The following is an 18114-nucleotide window of genomic DNA, read 5'->3' on the forward strand; positions in this document are numbered from 1 at the left end:
TTTACATCTTTGTGCTAAGACGCCCGGCGGCTGATAATACTTTTCCTTCGCTGAGACGCAAGCGCCAAACGCTATGGAAAAGCATCATCAGCCGCCGGGCTTAGTGCGTACATTACACAGTGGTGCTAAGGCGCCGTTGTGACTGCCTCCCCTGCCCTCCGCCTTTTAGGTACTTTTTTCGCTTTTAATTAATGTATCCTTATGATATAATTTTTAAAAAGCTTTTTCGACAAGACATAGGAGGAAAAAAATTTGAGCAAGCCAGCAAATGAAATGATTTTGGTGTTGGATTTTGGCGGTCAGTACAATCAGTTGATTGCCCGGCGGGTGCGGGAGAATCATGTGTACTGCGAGGTTCATCCCCATACCCTGTCTTTGGACAAGATCCGGGAGATGGCGCCGAAGGGTATAATCCTCACCGGCGGCCCCAACAGCGTTTACAAGGAAGATTCCGCAACTTGCAGTGAGGAACTCTTCAAGCTGGGCATCCCGGTATTGGGCATTTGCTATGGTTCCCAGCTGATGGCGCATAAGCTGGGCGGCAAGGTGGACACGGCACCCACCAGCGAGTATGGCAAGACGGAAGTCACCATCAAGGAACAGGCTTCCAAGCTGTTCGCTGAGGTGGATGAGAAAACCATCTGCTGGATGAGCCATACCGACTATATCGCAGCTGCTCCGGCCGGTTTTACGGTAACGGCTGATACTCCTGTTTGCCCCGTGGCGGCTATGGAAAATGCGGCAGAGAATCTCTATGCCGTGCAGTTCCATCCGGAAGTCATGCATACGGTGCAGGGGCAGACCATGCTCAGAAATTTTGTCTATAATGTCTGCGGCTGTGCCGGGGACTGGAAGATGGATTCTTTTGTGGAAAAGACCATCGCAGAACTCAAGGCAAAGATCGGCGATGGCAAGGCGCTCTGTGCCCTGTCCGGCGGTGTTGATTCCTCCGTTGCCGCTGTTCTCATGTCCAAGGCTATCGGCAAGCAGCTGACCTGCGTATTCGTTGACCATGGCCTGTTGCGCAAGGATGAGGGCGATCAGGTAGAGGCTGTGTTCGGCGAGAACGGCCCCTATGATGTGAACTTCATTCGCGTCAATGCCAAAGATCGTTTCTATGCCAAACTCAAAGGTGTGACGGAACCGGAAGCCAAGCGCAAGATCATCGGTGAAGAATTCATCCGCGTGTTCGAGGAAGAGGCCAAGAAAATCGGTGCCGTGGACTTCCTGGTGCAGGGCACGATCTATCCGGATGTGATCGAAAGTGGTCTGGGCAAGTCTGCCGTCATCAAGTCCCATCACAACGTAGGTGGCCTGCCAGATTTCGTGGACTTCAAGGAAATCGTGGAACCGCTGCGCCTGCTCTTCAAGGATGAAGTGCGCAATGCCGGCCGTGAGCTGGGGATTCCCGAATATCTCGTGAGCCGTCAGCCCTTCCCAGGCCCGGGACTTGGCATCCGCATTATCGGTGAGGTCACCGAGGAAAAGGTCAAGATCGTGCAGGAAGCTGACGCCATCTATCGTGAGGAAGTAGCCAAGGCCGGTGCCGACAAGAACCTCGGCCAGTATTTTGCAGCCCTGACCAATATGCGCTCTGTGGGTGTTATGGGGGATGGTCGTACTTACGATTACGCCATTGCGCTGCGCGCGGTTATGACTTCTGACTTCATGACGGCTGAAAGCGCACAGCTGCCCTGGGAAGTCCTGCAGACGGTTACCACGCGCATTGTCAACGAAGTGAAGGGGGTTAACCGTGTCATGTACGATTGCACGGGTAAACCGCCTGCAACGATTGAATTTGAGTAATCGTGAAAAGCCTGGAAAGCCTTGAAAACACTGGGTTTTCTGAATTTGAAAATCTCTTCTGATAACAATTTGATAACAGAACTCTGAAGGAGCATCATTCTGCGTACCAAGTGGTTTTGGGGTAAAGAATGATTCCAAGAGGTGTTCGAAAGGTATCCATATTAAAAAGCAATCCCTTGCTGAGAGAAATCTCGGCAAGGGATTTTTTGCGTCTATAAGGTTTTACTTGGTGAACAGATCTGAAATCTCCTGGGAAGGAACCTTTGCCCGGCGGCTATAGGTGTCATACTTTGGATAGTTATAACGCCATCTGTCGTATTCTTCCTTGGTGATTTCACCGTTACGGTACTTCTCTTCCTGCTCAAACCAGGCAGAAAGCATATCAAGCATGGAAATGTATTCGAGACCTTTATGTTTGTCAAGTCGGAGACAGAGCTCTCCATCGATCTGTCCTACTTTAAGACCTCTCAGATCTTCCAGGGCAAACAATGTATGCATCAGGCCAATATTGGTGTCTATGTCGGGAACTGCCAGCGCAGCGGGAGAAACCTCCAGTGCCTGAGCCAGTGCTTCGGTTACATCCGCTTTGGGGGTACGGGTTCCGGATTCGTACTGAGCCATACGTATATCAGCAGTTTTCTCAGGGAAACCGATGATCTGACCAAGATACTTTTGGGTCATGCCTTTCAGATTGCGGATAAAACGAATTCTTTCACCAATTGCCATAGTGTTATCACTCCTGTGTTTGTAAGTGGCTGTATTATAGCATATTTGTTTAAGGATAGTCAAGATAACTAAAACAAAAAAGTTTAATTATTTTCTCCGAAGCCTATTGACATAAACAAATATGCTTAGTATAATGATGGAACACTAAACAAATGTGTTTAGTGCGATAACTGAATAGCCACTACCAAATGGGATATGTTTCCCCGGGAAGTACCGCCGAGACCTCTGAGAGGAGCGAGCGTACCAAAGGAAACCATACGCTGCGGTGAGACTCCGGGGCAGGAACTGCATTAGGAAGGGTGGTGTGAAACTAACTGATACAGCTTCGAAAGAAGCAGAAAGGATTATCAATGGAGAACACTTTTATCCGAGCTGACGATGTAGCGAAGGAACTCGATATATCCAAGGCTTACGCGTACAAGGTCATCCGGCGATTAAATGCAGAGCTGGAGGCCAAAGGCTTCCTGACCATACCGGGCAGGATCAGCCGAGACTATTTTTTTGAACGATTCTACGGAATCAGAAAGGGAGGTAAATAATGCCGGTATTTAAGGACGAAAACAAGGGCACCTGGTATGTCATGGCCCGCTATGTGGACTGGACAGGTGAACGAAAGCAGAAATGCAAACGAGGCTTCGCAACTAAGCGTGAAGCTCAGGAATGGGAGCGAATGTTCCAGCTGAAGAGTGCTGCGGATATGGACATGAGCTTTGAGGCATTCGTGGAGCTTTATGAGAAGGATCTGAGACCGAGGCTCAAGGAAAACACATGGAACAGCAAAGAGCACATTATCCGAACCAAGATTCTCCCATACTTCGGGAAGCGAAAACTCTGTGAGATCAGCAATAAGGACATCATTGCCTGGCAGAACGAGATGCTTGCGCACAGAGATGAGAAAGGGAAAGCATACTCAGCAACGTATCTAAAAACGCTCCACAATCAGCTGAGTGCCATTTTCAATCATGCTGTCCGCTACTATGAACTGAAGCGCAATCCGGCATCACAGGTCGGTAACATGGGCTCTGAAGAGCATAAGGAGATGCTGTTCTGGACAACAGAGGAATATAAGAAGTTTGCCGAAGTGATGATGGATAAGCCCCGTTCCTATTACGCATTTGAAATGCTGTACTGGTGCGGAATCCGTGAAGGTGAGCTTTTAGCTCTTACTCCTGCGGATTTTGACTTTGAGAAGAAAACGGTAAGGATCAACAAGTCCTATCAGCGTATGCACGGAGAGGACGTAATCACTTCTCCGAAAACGAAGAAAAGTAACCGTACGATCAAGATGCCGGACTTCCTCTGTGAGGAGATGAAAGACTATTTCAGCCAGCTTTACGGGCTCAAGAAAAAAGACAGGATCTTCACCATCACCAAAAGCTATCTTCACCATGAGATGGACAGAGGAGCTGAAAAAGCTGGGGTTAAGAGGATCCGCATCCATGATCTGAGACATTCCCATGTTTCTCTCCTGATCGATATGGGCTTTTCCGTGGTAGCAATCGGAGATCGTGTAGGACATGAAAGTGAGCGTATAACTTTGGATTATGCTCATCTCTTTCCTTCCAAACAGGATGAGATGGCAAGAAAACTGAATGAAAGAGGTGAAGAATATGTCAGCTAAGAATGTAGACAGACATAATCGTTTCAGGAGTATTACGGTGGGGTTCAGGGTTTCGCCGGAAGAGAACGAGGCTATCAATGCGGCAGTAGCTCTTTCCGGGCTGAATAAGCAGGAATACTGCTACAGACGATGCCTTGGTCGTGAGATTACGGTACAGGGCAATCCCAGGGTTTACAAGGCCCTTAAGGATCAGCTTGCATCTGTGCTGGGCGAACTCAAAAGAATTGAAATTGCCGGAGAGGTAACGGATGAAATGCTTGAGCTGATTGAGCTTATCACGGTCACTCTCGGCGGTATGAAAGGAGAAGGTGCGAATGAGTGAGACAAAAGAAAAAACTGCTCAGATTCCCGCTGTTGGCGCAGCTGGTGAGCAGTCATTTCCAAACAATATAACTGTCAATAATATAGCAGAGAAAGCTCCGGAATTCAATGATGAATTTCTCAGGGAGGAACAGAGGCGGCTCTTCCGCCTCCTGGATCCTCACTATCTCAACACGGTATCCATGACGGAGCTGTATGAGAATGTGTATCAGAGCAAACCGCCGCTGATTGATGGAATGCTCTATCCCGGGGTACAGCTGTTTGCGGGACCGCCCAAGCTGGGTAAGAGCTTCTTCATGGCTCAGCTTGCCTATCATGTAAGTAAAGGCACACCCTTATGGGGTTATCCTGTCCGGCGCGGGACAGTTTTATACCTTGCATTGGAAGATGATTACGGGCGCTTGCAGAAGCGCCTGTATCAGATGTTCGGTGTAGAGAGTACAGACAATCTGTATTTCTCTGTTTCAGCCGGACAGATTGGAAACGGACTGGATGAGCAGCTTGAGAACTTCGTAAGGGAGCATCCTGATACGGTTCTCATTATCATTGATACGCTGCAGAAAGTCCGGGAAATGGGCGGAGATAAATACAGTTACGCCAATGATTATGATATCATCACCCGTCTGAAGAACTTTGCAGATAGTAAGGGTATCTGTTTAATACTGGTGCATCATACACGCAAACAGCAGGCAGATGATCCCTATGATATGATTTCCGGCACAAATGGTCTTATGGGTGCTGCAGACGGTGCATTCTTGCTGAAAAAGGAAAAGCGTACTGCCAATGCAGCAACACTCGATGTGTCCGGCAGAGACATTCAGGATCAGAGGTTCTACCTGAAGCGTAATACGGAGAGGCTGATATGGGAACTTGAAAAGATAGAGACGGAGCCCTGGCGTGAGCCGCCTGAGCCTCTGCTTGCGGAGGTTGCAAAGCATATCAATGCAGAACAGCCGGACTGGGAAGGAACATCCACGGAATTCATCGAATTACTTGGGTTGGATGTTCAGCCTAATACTCTGACTTACAAGCTGAATGTAAATGCAGGCAGGTTGCTTGATGAATATCACATTCAGTATAGCAGCAGTCGTAATCATAACGGCCGTAAGGTGAAGTTCCATTATGAGCAGACAGAGTGAAGCGTGACGATGGTGACGCTCGTGACGATGTTTTTGATAGTGGGGGCGGTCTCAAAAAGACCGTCACCATCGTCACGACCGTCACGGAAAGGATGGGATAGGATTTGAAAAGAAATGTTCAACTGCCCTACGAACTGTTCGTAGCGCTTATCAAATTTCATCTGTTTCAGGATGATGACTATGCAGATGAAATTGCAACAGGCTTGGAGCAGAAGCTCGATGCGCTTGTAAGGCATGAGCTTTATGCGAAGTACAAGACTGCACCAACGGAAGAAGAACGAGAGAAGGCACGGCAGGAATACCTGGATGAACGTGGCGTTCGTGAGCGTTTCCGATGGTGATTTCTCCGTGGAGACAAACGACAGGAGCGTGGCACGCTCCTGTTTTAGGCAGACAAGGAGAAGCGGAAGATGCCCTACGGCGAAACCTGCAGGGTGTCGGGAGTAGCCCTCTGAGAGCGCAAAACCTGTTTACAGGTTGCATTTTTGATGGCTCTGCTGTCAAAAGTGCTTTTGCGTTACTCTTGACAAGAGTAACAGAACCCGCCGCCGATGCGGCGTTACAAAGGAAGTGATGTATTTGATATGATGAGAACCATCAGTGCAATGGTCGGTAAAGGATCTGTCAGCCATAACAGCCGCCAGTTCAATGCAAAGAACACTGACCCGGAGCGTACTCCCCTGAATATCAATTACTGTAATGAAGATATCAGGCAGGTGTATCACCGACTGTTCGATGATGCTTTGGAACGCTTCAATGACAAGCAGACCAGATCTGACCGAAGAATAGATGATTATTACGAGAAGATCCGCAGAGGAAAACAGGAGAAACCATTTCATGAGCTAATCCTTCAGATCGGTAACTGCGATGATACTGGAGCAACTACTGATGTGGGAGCGCACGCAAAGGCAGCTCTTGATGAATATTACAGAGGTTTTGCAGAGCGCAATCCGAACCTGTGTGTGTTCTCAGCTCATCTCCACATGGATGAAGCAACGCCCCATATTCACATTGATTTCGTGCCATTTATTACCGGCAGCAAGCGTGGCCTTGATACCAGGGTATCACTGAAACAAGCTCTGGCTGCGCAGGGGTTCAAGGGTGGCACACGAAGAGAGACAGAATGGAGCCAATGGGTACAATCTGAAAAAGAGCAGCTTGCAATGGTTATGGAGCGACACGGCTTTGAGTGGGAGCACAAAAGCACTCATGAGAAGCACCTGTCTGTATTGGAATACGAGAAGAAGGTTCGCGCAGAGGAGGTGGCGGAGCTTGATGCGCAGGTAACGGAGAAGAAGTCAGAAATAGCGGCCCTTGACCAGCAGGCAGAACAGGCGCAGGCTGAAGTGAAGGAGATAGAAGCTGTACTTGCTACGGTCGAAAAACAGCAGGTCAAGCTTGCAGAAATTGAGAAGGTACAGCCAAAGAAATCTGCCTTGACCAGCAAGGTATCCATGACAGAAGCCGAATATGAAACGCTCCAAACTGCCGCTAAAAAGTATGTGACCTATAAGCGGAAAGATATTGGATTACAGAAACAGGTAGACCAGTTGACGGAGCAGTTGGCCCAAAAGGATAGCTTTATTGATAAGCTTAAGGGTATCATTGCCGGGCTGAAGAATAAGATCGCTGAGCTGGAACAAAAGCTCAGCTCCAGGGACAGCATTCGTGAGCAGATGGAGCGAGGCAGATTGAAATCCGAGAATGACAGTCTCAGAAAAGAGAATCAAAAGCTGAGAGATGTACTGGCAGCTCATGGAATACCGTTTGGAAGAAAACAGGTGGATCGTGACAGCAGGTAAATAACAGTAAGTGCGGCGGCATTCGGGGAAACTCGGATGCTGCCGTTTTCTTTTTTGATGCATTGACAAACGTCTATGCGTATGATATTATACACATAGATATAAATCTATGTGAGGTGATGGTATGACGAGAGAAGAAGTATCCCAGATCTGTAAAGCGATGTCTGACACAAACAGACTGCGTATTATTGAGATGCTGACTATAGGCGAGAAATGTGGATGTGAGCTTCTGGATGAGCTTCAGGTCACGCAGCCTACGCTTTCCCATCATATGAAGGTTCTGGCAGATTGCGGTCTTGTTTCATCTTACAAAGAGGGCAAGTGGCACCATTATTCCATTAACTGTGAGAGATTCATCGAGTTCAAGGAGCATCTGAATTCTATCAGTTGCTGCAGCACAGACAGCACGGACAAAGCAGAACAGAAGTCATGTTGCTGAGATAAATAAGAAATATATCTGCAGAAGATGTGCCGGTTGAAACATACCGGCAAAAAATAAAATGTATAAATAGATAAGTATCTATCTGATGCAGCCGACCGAAGTGGGTCGGCATATATTAGGTTTGATATATAGATAGGCATCAATCTGACAAGGAGGATTACTTATGCATGGCATCATAAGTATATGGGATTTCTTCCAGAAGCAGGTGTTAGGGCTCAGGTGGCTAAACACACTGATCGGAAGTTTGTTGCAAGCGATTGGAATGAATCCGGAAACAAAGCTGTATTCAGCAATACAGTTCTTTATCTACGATAGTTTTAAGATATTTTTTCTGCTGTCTGTACTGATTTTCATTATCAGCTACATACAGAGCTATTTTCCGCCACAGCGAACCAGAAGAATCCTGGGAGGAATCAAAGGCTTTCCTGGAAGAGCGATGGGAGCAATATTGGGAATACTGACACCGTTCTGCTCCTGCTCCAGCATCCCGCTGTTTATTGGTTTCTGCAGCGCTGGGCTTCCGATTGGCGTAACACTCAGCTTCCTGATTATGTCCCCCATGGCGGACCTTGGAAGTCTGACCATGCTGATGACACAGTTTGGCTGGAAAATTGCTTTTGCCTATCTGGTGACTGGATTTGTCATCGCTGTGACCGGTGGAACAATCATCGAAAAGCTGGGAATGGAGAAATACGTTGCGGATTATATCCGAAATGCACATCTGGCGGAGTCGGATGAAGAAAAGCTGACCTTCAAGGACAGACTGCATGTGGCTGTCGAAGGTGTAGTTGACATCGTAAAGCGTGTTTGGCCGTATATTTTCCTGGGTGTTGGCATCGGTTCTCTGATCCACAATGTGATTCCGCAGGAAATTGTGCAGTCGATTCTCGGTAGAGAGCAATGGTACAGTGTCCTTCTTGCATGTCTCGTGGGAATTCCCATGTATGCAGATATTTTCGGGGCTATCCCAATTGCTGAAGCGCTTCTGGCAAAGGGTGCCGGACTCGGAACGGTAATCAGTTTCATGATGAGCGTTACGTCCCTGTCTTTGCCATCCATGATCATGTTGGCTAAGGCCATGAAGAAAAAGCTGCTTATTACCTTTATTGTCACGGTATCTGCAGGCATCGTCCTGATCGGATATATCTTTAATGCGTTTGCATATCTTTTTATTTAACGGAGGAATGAATTATGGCACTGTTTGGATTTGGTAAGAAGAAAGAAGAAGTTAAGGAGAACACTTCCTGCTGTGGGAGCACTCCTGCACCTGAAGTAAAGGCAGAGCCTGTTTGCTCCTGCAACGGAAATGCACCTGAATTTGTGGCAAGTGAGGGCTGCTGCGGAGGCGGTGAATGCGGCATTCGGAGCATTAAGGTTCTTGGCCCGGGATGTAAGAGCTGCCACGAATTGAATGAAGCAACTGTAGCTGCAGTAAAGGAACTTGGAATGTCCATTGTGGTGGAATACATCACTGATATGGAAAAGATCGTAAGCTACGGTGTTATGAGTATGCCTGCACTGGTTATCAACGAAAAGGTCGTATCCGCTGGTAAAGCACTGAAGCCTGCTGAAATCATCAAGCTGCTTAAGAAGCTGGGATACTGCTAATTAACATCTGGAGGTGGTCTTCATGGAAAAGACAAAACAGGCAGGAATCAGTTCCTTCCAAAAATATCTGACACTCTGTGTATTAGCATGTATGGTAATCGGCGTGTTGATCGGTAAGTTTGCGCCTGCTGTGCCTTCTACCTTGGGAAAACTGGAGATCGCCGGTATTTCTATTCCGATTGCTATCCTGATCTGGATCATGATCTACCCGATGATGCTGAAAGTGGATTTTCAGAGCGTAAAGCAGGTCGGCAGAAATCCGAAGGGGCTGTTTGTGACCTGGATCGTGAACTGGCTCATTAAGCCTTTCACTATGTATGGAATTGCGGCACTGTTCTTCTTTGCAATTTTTAAGGGATCCATCGCTCCGGAGCTTGCAACGGAGTATCTCGCAGGCACAGTGCTTTTAGGCGCAGCTCCCTGCACGGCAATGGTATTCGTCTGGAGTACACTTACAAAGGGAAATCCGGCATATACAGTAGTGCAGGTTGCAACTAATGACCTGATCATTCTGATTGCCTTTGTTCCCATCGTGAAATTCTTGCTGGGTGTATCTAATGTAAGCGTTCCTTACAGCACTCTGTTTATCAGTGTGATCCTTTTTGTGGTAATCCCGTTGGCAGGAGGTATTCTGACAAGAATCCGGGTAGTAAAACAAAAGGGTCAGACCTTCTTTGAGGATGAGTTTGTCCACAAGTTTGATAATGCGACAACGATTGGTCTGTTGCTGACCCTGGTTCTTATCTTTGCATCCCAGACCGAGGTGATCCTTTCAAATCCGCTGCATATCGTTCTGATTGCTATACCGCTGACCATCCAGACCGTTTTGATATTCTCTGTTGCGTATATCACAGCAAAACTGGTGAAGCTGCCTCACGATATCGCAGCACCTGCCGGTATGATCGGTGCTTCCAATTTCTTTGAACTTGCAGTAGCGGTAGCGATTGCTTTATTCGGAACGACCAGCCCGGCTGCTCTGGCTACAACGGTTGGTGTGCTGACAGAGGTCCCTGTAATGCTCTTGTTGGTTAAGGTTGCAAACAGCACGAAGGGATGGTTTCAGAAATGAAAAAGAAAGTAGCATTTATCTGCGTTCATAATTCCTGCCGAAGTCAGATAGCAGAAGCTCTTGGACGACACTTGGCAGGAGATGTATTTGAAAGCTATTCTGCCGGAACTGAGACGAAGCCTCAGATCAATCAGGATGCGGTACGTCTCATGAAAGAACTCTATAATATCGATATGGAAGCTGATGGTCAGTACAGCAAACTGATCAGCGATATTCCTGAGCCGGACATAGCGATTTCCATGGGTTGTAATGTAGGCTGCCCGTTCATTGGAAGACCATTTGATGACAACTGGGGGCTGGATGATCCTACGGGAAAACAGGATGACGAATTTCGTGCAGTTATTGCGCAGGTTGATAGAAATATCCAGTTGCTCAAAGAGACTATACTGCACAGTGCTTGAGGGACGAAACTGCCAACATAAAACTGTTATTGAGATTTCGGATTTCGAATGCTATAATACATCCAAGCCGATTGATATTATCCGCAGGGGACAATCCCGTGTTATCACGGCTGATAACATTTTGATAACAATAGCTGTGATACTCAGGATAATATGGATACCACAAATAATCAGAAGAACAGGAATACATATCTTCTAAACAAAACTGTTTAAGAAATGGGTCCTGTTGTAGAATTTGAGTAAGGTAAAATCTGTGTGTAAAATAAGTTGATTTATCTGATGCGTGGTGCTATACTTAAGGCAGTAGAACTCTACGGGTTATGAGTTTCGACTTCAAAAGATTAGAAAAATCCCCTGCGAATGGTCCTCGCAGGGGATTTTTTGTACCTCATCTACCGTCTCAGTGGTTTAACCAGTGGCCAAACAGTTCGACTAGGATTCCTACCAATAGCGGTATCAGTACGCGGGTTATGAAGTTCTCCTTCAAAAGAGTCACCTCCTTTCGCAAGGAGATGTTCCTATTTTATCACATCTCAATCACACAGACTAGTGTGAGGGATAAAGAAAGTATTGACGCAGCTGGCTAAAAATGGTACAATCATACCTGTTCTTATGCGGATTCCCTTTTTCCGCATGATGTTCTTTTTCAGGTCGGGCTGCAGCGTCTTGGTCTTGCGCAATGGAGTCCTGTGAACCTCGTCAGGTCCGGAAGGAAGCAGCGATAAGCGGGGTGCTCCATGTGCCGCGAGGGTGCCTGGAGGCTGCGGTTCGACGTGGAAAAGAATGGATGAATTTGGGGCAGCCGCAAGGCTGTCTTTTTTCGTGTGTTGATTAGAAACTTTGTGTGGGGGAGCAGCATGGCCTATATTGCACTTTATCGTAAATGGCGTCCCAAGACCTTTGCGGATCTGGTGGGGCAGGAGCATATCAGCAGGACGCTCAGCAACGCCATCAATACCGGGCGGATTGGCCATGCTTACTTGTTCTCGGGGCCCCGGGGGACTGGTAAGACCAGTACGGCGAAAATTTTGGCCAAGGCACTTAACTGTGAGCAGGGGCCAACGCCGGAGCCTTGCGGTAAGTGCCGGGCCTGTCAGAAAATCAATGACGGTTCCTCCATGGACGTGTTCGAGATCGATGCGGCTTCCAATCGCGGTATCGATGAGATTCGTGACTTGCGGGAAACGGTGAAGTTTGCGCCGGTGGATGGGCGTTACAAGGTCTATATCATCGACGAAGTGCATATGCTGACCACAGAGGCCTTCAATGCGTTGTTGAAAACCTTGGAAGAGCCGCCCGCCCATGTGGTATTCATCCTGGCAACGACGGAAGCCCATAAGGTGCCGCCAACCATCCAGTCCCGCTGTCAGCGCTATGATTTTAAACGGATCACCGTGGAGGAAATCCGTGGCCGGTTGGAGACTGTCACGGCGGAAATGGGGCTGCAGGTGGAGCCGGAAGCCTTGGATATGATTGCCATTCAGGCCGATGGCGGCCTGCGCGATGCTCTGTCGTTGCTGGATCAGTGCTCCGCGTTGGCGGATGGCGAACTTACGGCTGCCCGGGTGCGGCAGACCTTGGGGCTTATCGGGCATGAGTCGATCTACCGCCTGACAGAAGCTATCTATGCCCATAAGAGTCAGACGGCATTGGCGGTATTGGCGGAGCTTCTGCGGGATGGCAAGGAGCTCAAGCAGGTGCTCACGGAGCTGTCGCTGCATCTGCGCAGTCTGATGATTTATCAGTCTACGGGAACTTTGGAACAGATGGATCTGTATGCCGAGCCGGATGAGATTTTGCAGACGCAGGGCAAGTTCTTCAGTGCCGAAGAGATCATGGCCATGATCAAAAAACTCCATGAGGCTCTGGCGGAGCTAAAGTGGTCGCCACAGCCGCGGATTACAGTGGAGGTAGCCCTGCTGGCGCTCTGCAATCCGGCAGATAGCGCCGTTATGCCGGTGCAGGCGGCAGCGACCGCCGTGGATAATGGACGGCTGGCCAGCCTCGAAGCCAAGCTGGCTCAGATGGCCGCCCAGCTGGCGGCCCGCCCGGCGGCTGCGCCTGCTCAGCCTGCGGCAAAGGCCGCCCCGCAGCCGCCAAAGCGTCCGATGCCTGCTGCCGCGCCTGTTCAGGAGGTGCAGGCCGTGCCCATCACGGCCAGCGATGCGGAGGTTTGGGAAAAACTTCTGCAGGCTTTGAAGGAGCGCAAGATGCCTGCTTTTGCCTGTGTGAATCAGGGACAGTTTGCGGGCATGACGGAAACGCAGTTCCTGGTGAAGTTCCAGGGGGTGCTGATGGCGGATTTGGCCATGCGCAACTATCGTTCCTTGATAGAAGAGATATTGCAGGAGCTTACAGGGCGTTCCCTGCGTCTGCATTGCAGTGGGGAGAATACGCCGGCTATGCCGCCGCCCCGCCCTGTACCGAAGAAAAAAACGTTGCCGCCGCCTCCGCCAGAGGAGCCGGTTATACATGTTGATTTGGATTCTATGCCTCCCGAGGAGCGTGCCCCCTTGGAGAAGGCCTTTGAGATTTTTGGGGACCATGTGGTGGAAATCGAGGAGGACAATAAATGAAGGGTCTTATCAAGCAGTTACAGGAGCAGGAAGGTTTTTCCGAGTCGGAGCGGATGATTGCCACTTATCTGTTGGCGCATTTCCGCAATCTGCCGGGAATGTCCACGCGACAGCTGGCTAGGGAGACCTTCACGAGTTCGGCGGCCATTGTACGTTTCAGCCAGAAGCTGGGCTTTGGGGGCTATACGGAGTTTCGCGTGAAATTCTTGGCGGATATGATGCGTTACACAGACCGTCCCCATGGGGAAGAGTTGGCCATGACGGATAAGGATTCCGTGCACAGCATTCTGGATAAAGTTACCAGCATTGAACTGGATTCCATCAAGGAGACCAGAGGAATGTTGGAACCGGGGGATTTCGTCCGGGCGTTGGCCATCATCAATAAGAGTGACCATATTGATTTCTATGCCATGGATAACAATCTGGATATTGCTAATATGGCGGCGACAGGCTTTATCATGGCCAATAAGTGCTCCACGGTGCATCCGGCCATGACCATGCAGTATCTGCAGGCCACTGGTGCCCCAAAGGACCATGTGGCGTTTTTCATCAGCCGGACAGGGGAAAACCGGATGCTGTTGGATATCGCCCATCTGCTGAAACTGCGGGGCAATCCCATCATCGCTCTGACGGCTTCATCAAATTCCAGCCTGGCCAATATGGCGGAAGTGGTGTTCCCCGTGGCAACGGTGAAGTCCATGGAAGAACTGGGGCCACGTGTGTTCCTGACGGGGGCAAAATATGTGATGGATATTTTGTTCGCCGTGCTGATGACAAGAGTGGATTTCCATAGCGCTCAGCAGAAAGAACAGTGGCTGAGTAAGCATTTCTACTATTAAATATTGGTTTACATTGATATGATAAGGCGCCCCTGGGGGTGATAGCTTTTCTTCGCTTTGACAAAAAGCGCCAAACGCTACGAAAAGCTATCACCCCCAGGGGCTTTGTTTGTGTTTTTAAAGTCTCTCCTATGGGGGAGGTGGCAGCCGAAGGCTGACGAAAGGGGCTTCCATAAAAAAACAAAACAAGTATAGCAAGATATGATGGAATTTTTAGAATACATCGTTTTGCTGTAACAGTGCTACACGCTGTTACACATAATACGATTATCCGTGTATCAGTGTTTCGTATTGGTTTGAGTTTATTGTTTCGTGATTTGCGCTATGTTATATTAGAATCACCTTAAGGGGAACGGGGGTTAAGCGCATAACCCCATGTTATAAAAAGTTTTAGAGAGGGAAAGAAAAATGAGTAGACAAGAGATGTTCGATAGGTTTATCGAATTCATGGGTGAGTTCGCTCAGATCAAAGCTGTTGCGGCTCTGCGTGATGGTTTCATCATGACCACACCATTTACCATTTGCGGTTCGGTATTCCTGCTGCTGGCAAATCTGCCGCTGCCGGGTTATCCGGAATTTATGGCTTCTATCTTTGGTGCCGATTGGACGGCTCCGCTGAATGCGGTTGCTGGTGGTACCTTCAGTGTTTTAGCATTGATCGTTGTTTTAGCAATTACTTATAAGTTTGTGGAGAATGAAGGCTGCGATGCCATCATGGCTTCCATCCTGTCATTATCAACATTCCTTATCCTGATGCCGCCGCAGATCATCAGCAAGGGCGGCGAAACGGTTGGCGATATCATTCCGAAAGCATGGGTTGGCAGTAACGGTGTTATCACCGCTATCCTGATTGCCTTCTTCGTTTCTTATGTGTTCTGCTACTGCGAAAAGAACCACATCGGCATAAAGATGCCGGATTCCGTACCCTCCGGTGTTGCTAAAGCCTTCACGGCTCTGGTACCGGGCATGATTTTCTTCACTTCCGCTTCTGTACTCTATGGCCTCTGCCATTACATCGGCGCAACGACGCTGCCGGAACTCGTTTTCAAAGTGATCCAGACGCCGTTGCAGGGCTTGTCCGACTCCCTGGCCGGTGGTTCCATCATCGTCGGTCTCCAGAGCATCCTGTTCTGGGCTGGTATCCATGGCCCGAACGTAGTTGGCGGCGTGGTAAGCCCGCTGCTGATTGCCAACTCCCTTGACAACCAGCATCTGATTGATGCCGGCATGAGCCTCATCAACAACCCGGAAGCAAAGATCTTCACCTGCCAGATCAACGATGTATTTGTTAAGAGCGGCGGCTGCGGCCTGACTCTCGGCCTTCTGTTTGCTGGTGTATTCACGGCTCGTTCCCAGCAGCTCAAATCCTTGATGAAGATGGCCTTCGTTCCCGGCCTGTTCAACATCAACGAACCGATCATCTTCGGTCTGCCGATTGTATTTAACCCGTATCTGCTGGTACCCTTCGTTATCGTACCGCTGATTGCAATGTTCGTGACTTACTTCGCCATCACTACTGGTTTCATGGCTCCGTTCAGTGCCGTACAGGTTCCCTGGACCACGCCGCCGGTTGTGGCCGGTTTCCTGCTCAACGGTTGGCAGGGTGCAGTGGTACAGATCATCAACCTGGCCATTGCTACGGTAATCTACTTCCCCTTCCTCAAAGCACAGGATAAAGCATTCCTGAAAGAGGAAATGGGCGAAATGGAAGAAGAAAAGGAAGACAATGCAGTAAAGGCTGAAATCAAGCCGGCTGCTGAAAACTAAGATTTAGAGAAGCAAGCTTTATGTGAATCAGTGAATGGAGTAGAGAAAAGAGGATTTGTGATGATTAATCAGAAAAAAACTGCCGCTGTTCTGTTAGGCCTGACGTTGGGGATGTCTGGCAGCGTATTTGCCGCTCCGGCTTCGGCACCTGCTGACCAGGATCTGGCCGCCCGCATTGCCGCTATCGAAGCCCAGCAGCAGCAGCTCACGAAACAGCTGGACGCTTTGAAAAAGGAAAATGCAAAACTCAAGCGCACCAGCAAGGTGGCAGAAAGCAATAAAAATGCCATCAAAGGGCTGAAAGATGCGCAGAATCGCGTACAGCTTCATGGTTTTGGCCGGGTATCTTGGGATAATGATAATATCCTTAATTATAGCGATAGAAATGATAATCGTCGTTTCTATCTGGACTTGCAAGGTACGTTTAAAGTAAATGATCGTTGGAATTTTAAATTCCAAAGTGAAACCAACCCCCGTTATGCCAAGTCTGTAGTAAGAGTTAACAATGAGACTAAATATCATACCGGTCATGATGATGAAAAAGGCATGATTCAGCGTGTATGGGCAGAAGGCTCTGTTGGTAAAGTGTCGGTTGATGTAGGCCGCAGATGGCGTGGCTTGGGTTTCCAGAATGTCCTGTTCGGCAATGAAACCGATGGTATCGTGTTAGGAACAGATATACCAAAATCAAAATTACAAGCTAAAGCGTTCCATCTTAGCCCGACGGATAAAGGCTATCATTTCAATGTAACTGGTGTTGGCGTACAGGGCGAAGTAAGCCGTGGGTTGCAAATCAATAGTGCCGTTTTAAAAACGAATGTAGGCAAGCATGATTACTTAGGGACAGAATACTATGATGGTGCATATCATGATCCTATCAAAAATACGGCAGGTACTTGGGCATACGTTATCAGTGGAATGTGGAATCCCGCGAAGAACTTGTTCTTGATCGGTGATTATGCCCGTACAACGGCAGCGTCTTATGAGGCCAATGGCACCACGTACAAAGATAAGGATTATACGGCATTGCGTCTTAACTATCGCTGGTCTAATATTGATAATCCTGGTTCTTTCCAGCTTTATGCTAGATGGTATGATTACGCTAAGAATGCTAACAATTTGGTTGGTGTATTTGGCGATAAAGAATGGGGCGCATTGCAGCCTGGTTCTCGTGGTTGGATTCTTGGCTTTAAGTATGTTCCGGCTAAGAATATTGAATGGGAAACCTTCTACGAATTTGCAAAGATGCATAAAATTACTTGGGGCGATACGGATAAGACGTATCATCGTAACTTCATCCGTACCCAGATTGACTATCATTTCTAAGATTTTAAGAAAAGGAAGTATATATCATGAAAAAGATTGTTTTGCTCTGTGCCTCTGGCATGTCCACCAGTATGCTGGTCAAGAAGATGCAGGAAGCTGCTGCTGCTGCTAATTACGAATGCTCCATCGATGCCTTCTCCGCTACGGATGCGGCTACCAAGGCTAACGATGCGGACTGCATCCTGCTTGGCCCCCAGATCCGTTTCCAGAAGAACAAGATCGCGGAACAGGTTCCCGGTGTGCCTGTAGATGCCATCGACATGCGCATGTATGGCCGCATGGACGGCAAGGCCGCTTTGGAATTCGCTCGCAAGTTAATGAATGATTGATTGAGGTTACACGATGGAAGGTTTAGAACTTACTGCATTTCAGATTATTTCCGCTGTGGGCACGGCCCGCAGCTGCTATATCGAAGCCATTCAGGAAGCCAAGAAGGGCAACTATGAAGCGGCTGAACAGCTTATCAAAGACGGCGACGAAGCTTTCGTGGAAGGCCACGATGCTCATTCCGGCCTCCTGCAGAAGGAAGCTGCCGGTGAAGGTGAGAACATCGGCCTGCTGATCCTCCACGCAGAAGATCAGCTCATGAGCGCCGAAGGTTTCAAGACCATCGCTTTGGAATTCATTGATGTGTATAAGCGCTTTGATGCGGAGAAGAAGGAGGCCTGAAT

19 protein-coding genes and 1 other RNA gene are annotated in these 18114 nt (G+C 48.5%); 18 read left to right on the forward strand and 2 right to left on the reverse strand.

The window, feature by feature from the left end; all coding sequences use genetic code 11:
• The first annotated feature begins 273 nt into the window (after positions 1-273).
• Complete coding sequence (gene guaA, locus SELR_RS02340) at positions 274-1806, forward strand: glutamine-hydrolyzing GMP synthase (RefSeq protein ID WP_041914520.1); 1533 nt, start codon at positions 274-276, stop codon at positions 1804-1806.
• A 222-nt stretch (positions 1807-2028) separates the two neighbouring features.
• Here guaA and SELR_RS02345 read toward each other — a convergent pair whose 3' ends face one another.
• Complete coding sequence (locus SELR_RS02345) at positions 2029-2532, reverse strand: helix-turn-helix domain-containing protein (protein ID WP_014423596.1); 504 nt, start codon at positions 2530-2532, stop codon at positions 2029-2031.
• A 538-nt stretch (positions 2533-3070) separates the two neighbouring features.
• Here SELR_RS02345 and SELR_RS02355 point away from each other — a divergent pair.
• From SELR_RS02355 to SELR_RS02405, 10 genes are all read left to right on the forward strand, one after another.
• Positions 3071-4153, forward strand: coding sequence for a site-specific integrase (locus tag SELR_RS02355; protein ID WP_014423598.1), 1083 nt, complete (start codon positions 3071-3073; stop codon positions 4151-4153).
• Positions 4143-4475 (forward strand): plasmid mobilization protein, encoded by a 333-nt coding sequence (locus SELR_RS02360; protein ID WP_041914235.1) that lies wholly within the window; start codon positions 4143-4145, stop codon positions 4473-4475. Before SELR_RS02355 ends, SELR_RS02360 begins: the two co-directional genes overlap by 11 nt.
• Positions 4468-5613, forward strand: a complete 1146-nt coding sequence (locus SELR_RS02365) for an AAA family ATPase (RefSeq protein ID WP_014423600.1) — start codon at positions 4468-4470, stop codon at positions 5611-5613. The genes SELR_RS02360 and SELR_RS02365 overlap by 8 nt, the downstream gene beginning before the upstream one ends.
• Before the next feature lie 104 nt (positions 5614-5717).
• Complete coding sequence (locus SELR_RS02370) at positions 5718-5954, forward strand: hypothetical protein (protein WP_014423601.1); 237 nt, start codon at positions 5718-5720, stop codon at positions 5952-5954.
• Between the two features lie 243 nt (positions 5955-6197).
• Positions 6198-7415 (forward strand): plasmid recombination protein, encoded by a 1218-nt coding sequence (locus tag SELR_RS02380; protein WP_231848109.1) that lies wholly within the window; start codon positions 6198-6200, stop codon positions 7413-7415.
• 124 nt (positions 7416-7539) lie between these two features.
• The gene (locus SELR_RS02385; RefSeq protein WP_014423603.1) at positions 7540-7854 is read left to right on the forward strand and encodes an ArsR/SmtB family transcription factor; all 315 of its coding nucleotides are present in this window, start codon (positions 7540-7542) and stop codon (positions 7852-7854) included.
• A gap of 166 nt (positions 7855-8020) precedes the next feature.
• The gene (locus tag SELR_RS02390) at positions 8021-9034 is read left to right on the forward strand and encodes a permease (RefSeq protein WP_014423604.1); all 1014 of its coding nucleotides are present in this window, start codon (positions 8021-8023) and stop codon (positions 9032-9034) included.
• Positions 9035-9048: 14 nt separating this feature from the next.
• Positions 9049-9465, forward strand: a complete 417-nt coding sequence (locus tag SELR_RS02395; RefSeq protein WP_014423605.1) for a thioredoxin family protein — start codon at positions 9049-9051, stop codon at positions 9463-9465.
• Between the two features lie 22 nt (positions 9466-9487).
• A complete protein-coding gene (gene arsB, locus SELR_RS02400; RefSeq protein ID WP_014423606.1) occupies positions 9488-10534 on the forward strand; it encodes an ACR3 family arsenite efflux transporter in 1047 nt (348 codons plus the stop codon).
• On the forward strand, positions 10531-10935 hold the full coding sequence (locus tag SELR_RS02405; protein ID WP_014423607.1) for an arsenate reductase ArsC: 405 nt from the start codon (positions 10531-10533) through the stop codon (positions 10933-10935). Before arsB ends, SELR_RS02405 begins: the two co-directional genes overlap by 4 nt.
• A gap of 400 nt (positions 10936-11335) precedes the next feature.
• On the opposite strand, the gene SELR_RS19485 is transcribed toward SELR_RS02405, so the two are convergent.
• Positions 11336-11431 carry a type I toxin-antitoxin system Fst family toxin gene (locus SELR_RS19485; protein ID WP_419789598.1) on the reverse strand — a complete coding sequence of 32 codons (96 nt, stop codon included), beginning with the start codon at positions 11429-11431 and terminating at the stop codon, positions 11336-11338.
• Positions 11432-11533: 102 nt separating this feature from the next.
• Between SELR_RS19485 and ffs the strand changes: the two genes are divergently transcribed.
• The 7 genes from ffs to SELR_RS02435 all read left to right on the forward strand — a co-directional run bounded on the left by ffs (position 11534) and on the right by SELR_RS02435 (position 18112).
• An RNA gene (ffs, locus tag SELR_RS18110) (signal recognition particle sRNA large type) lies at positions 11534-11726 on the forward strand.
• 66 nt (positions 11727-11792) lie between these two features.
• Positions 11793-13511: a DNA polymerase III subunit gamma/tau gene (gene dnaX / locus SELR_RS02410; RefSeq protein ID WP_014423608.1), complete on the forward strand. Its 1719-nt coding sequence runs from the start codon at positions 11793-11795 to the stop codon at positions 13509-13511.
• Positions 13508-14350 carry a MurR/RpiR family transcriptional regulator gene (locus tag SELR_RS02415; protein WP_014423609.1) on the forward strand — a complete coding sequence of 281 codons (843 nt, stop codon included), beginning with the start codon at positions 13508-13510 and terminating at the stop codon, positions 14348-14350. Before dnaX ends, SELR_RS02415 begins: the two co-directional genes overlap by 4 nt.
• A gap of 408 nt (positions 14351-14758) precedes the next feature.
• Positions 14759-16117, forward strand: a complete 1359-nt coding sequence (locus SELR_RS02420; RefSeq protein WP_014423610.1) for a PTS sugar transporter subunit IIC — start codon at positions 14759-14761, stop codon at positions 16115-16117.
• Positions 16118-16177: 60 nt separating this feature from the next.
• On the forward strand, positions 16178-17443 hold the full coding sequence (locus tag SELR_RS02425) for a hypothetical protein (RefSeq protein ID WP_014423611.1): 1266 nt from the start codon (positions 16178-16180) through the stop codon (positions 17441-17443).
• Positions 17444-17469: 26 nt separating this feature from the next.
• Positions 17470-17772, forward strand: coding sequence for a PTS sugar transporter subunit IIB (locus SELR_RS02430; RefSeq protein ID WP_014423612.1), 303 nt, complete (start codon positions 17470-17472; stop codon positions 17770-17772).
• A 13-nt stretch (positions 17773-17785) separates the two neighbouring features.
• Positions 17786-18112, forward strand: coding sequence for a PTS sugar transporter subunit IIA (locus tag SELR_RS02435; protein WP_014423613.1), 327 nt, complete (start codon positions 17786-17788; stop codon positions 18110-18112).
• Positions 18113-18114: the final 2 nt, after the last annotated feature.

Origin of the sequence: Selenomonas ruminantium subsp. lactilytica TAM6421 (assembly GCF_000284095.1) — a bacterium.
Taxonomy (GTDB): domain Bacteria; phylum Bacillota; class Negativicutes; order Selenomonadales; family Selenomonadaceae; genus Selenomonas_A; species Selenomonas_A lactilytica.

What these genes read in the sequence shown, in the direction of transcription:
- guaA (WP_041914520.1), top strand. Translation starts at nt 274, where the DNA reads ATGATTTTGGTGTTGGATTTTGGCGGTCAGTACAATCAGTTGATTGCC.
- SELR_RS02345 (WP_014423596.1), bottom strand. Translation starts at nt 2,532, where the DNA reads ATGGCAATTGGTGAAAGAATTCGTTTTATCCGCAATCTGAAAGGCATG.
- SELR_RS02355 (WP_014423598.1), top strand. Translation starts at nt 3,071, where the DNA reads ATGCCGGTATTTAAGGACGAAAACAAGGGCACCTGGTATGTCATGGCC.
- SELR_RS02360 (WP_041914235.1), top strand. Translation starts at nt 4,143, where the DNA reads ATGTCAGCTAAGAATGTAGACAGACATAATCGTTTCAGGAGTATTACG.
- SELR_RS02365 (WP_014423600.1), top strand. Translation starts at nt 4,468, where the DNA reads ATGAGTGAGACAAAAGAAAAAACTGCTCAGATTCCCGCTGTTGGCGCA.
- SELR_RS02380 (WP_231848109.1), top strand. Translation starts at nt 6,198, where the DNA reads ATGATGAGAACCATCAGTGCAATGGTCGGTAAAGGATCTGTCAGCCAT.
- SELR_RS02385 (WP_014423603.1), top strand. Translation starts at nt 7,540, where the DNA reads ATGACGAGAGAAGAAGTATCCCAGATCTGTAAAGCGATGTCTGACACA.
- SELR_RS02390 (WP_014423604.1), top strand. Translation starts at nt 8,021, where the DNA reads ATGCATGGCATCATAAGTATATGGGATTTCTTCCAGAAGCAGGTGTTA.
- SELR_RS02395 (WP_014423605.1), top strand. Translation starts at nt 9,049, where the DNA reads ATGGCACTGTTTGGATTTGGTAAGAAGAAAGAAGAAGTTAAGGAGAAC.
- arsB (WP_014423606.1), top strand. Translation starts at nt 9,488, where the DNA reads ATGGAAAAGACAAAACAGGCAGGAATCAGTTCCTTCCAAAAATATCTG.
- SELR_RS02405 (WP_014423607.1), top strand. Translation starts at nt 10,531, where the DNA reads ATGAAAAAGAAAGTAGCATTTATCTGCGTTCATAATTCCTGCCGAAGT.
- dnaX (WP_014423608.1), top strand. Translation starts at nt 11,793, where the DNA reads ATGGCCTATATTGCACTTTATCGTAAATGGCGTCCCAAGACCTTTGCG.
- SELR_RS02415 (WP_014423609.1), top strand. Translation starts at nt 13,508, where the DNA reads ATGAAGGGTCTTATCAAGCAGTTACAGGAGCAGGAAGGTTTTTCCGAG.
- SELR_RS02420 (WP_014423610.1), top strand. Translation starts at nt 14,759, where the DNA reads ATGAGTAGACAAGAGATGTTCGATAGGTTTATCGAATTCATGGGTGAG.
- SELR_RS02425 (WP_014423611.1), top strand. Translation starts at nt 16,178, where the DNA reads ATGATTAATCAGAAAAAAACTGCCGCTGTTCTGTTAGGCCTGACGTTG.
- SELR_RS02430 (WP_014423612.1), top strand. Translation starts at nt 17,470, where the DNA reads ATGAAAAAGATTGTTTTGCTCTGTGCCTCTGGCATGTCCACCAGTATG.
- SELR_RS02435 (WP_014423613.1), top strand. Translation starts at nt 17,786, where the DNA reads ATGGAAGGTTTAGAACTTACTGCATTTCAGATTATTTCCGCTGTGGGC.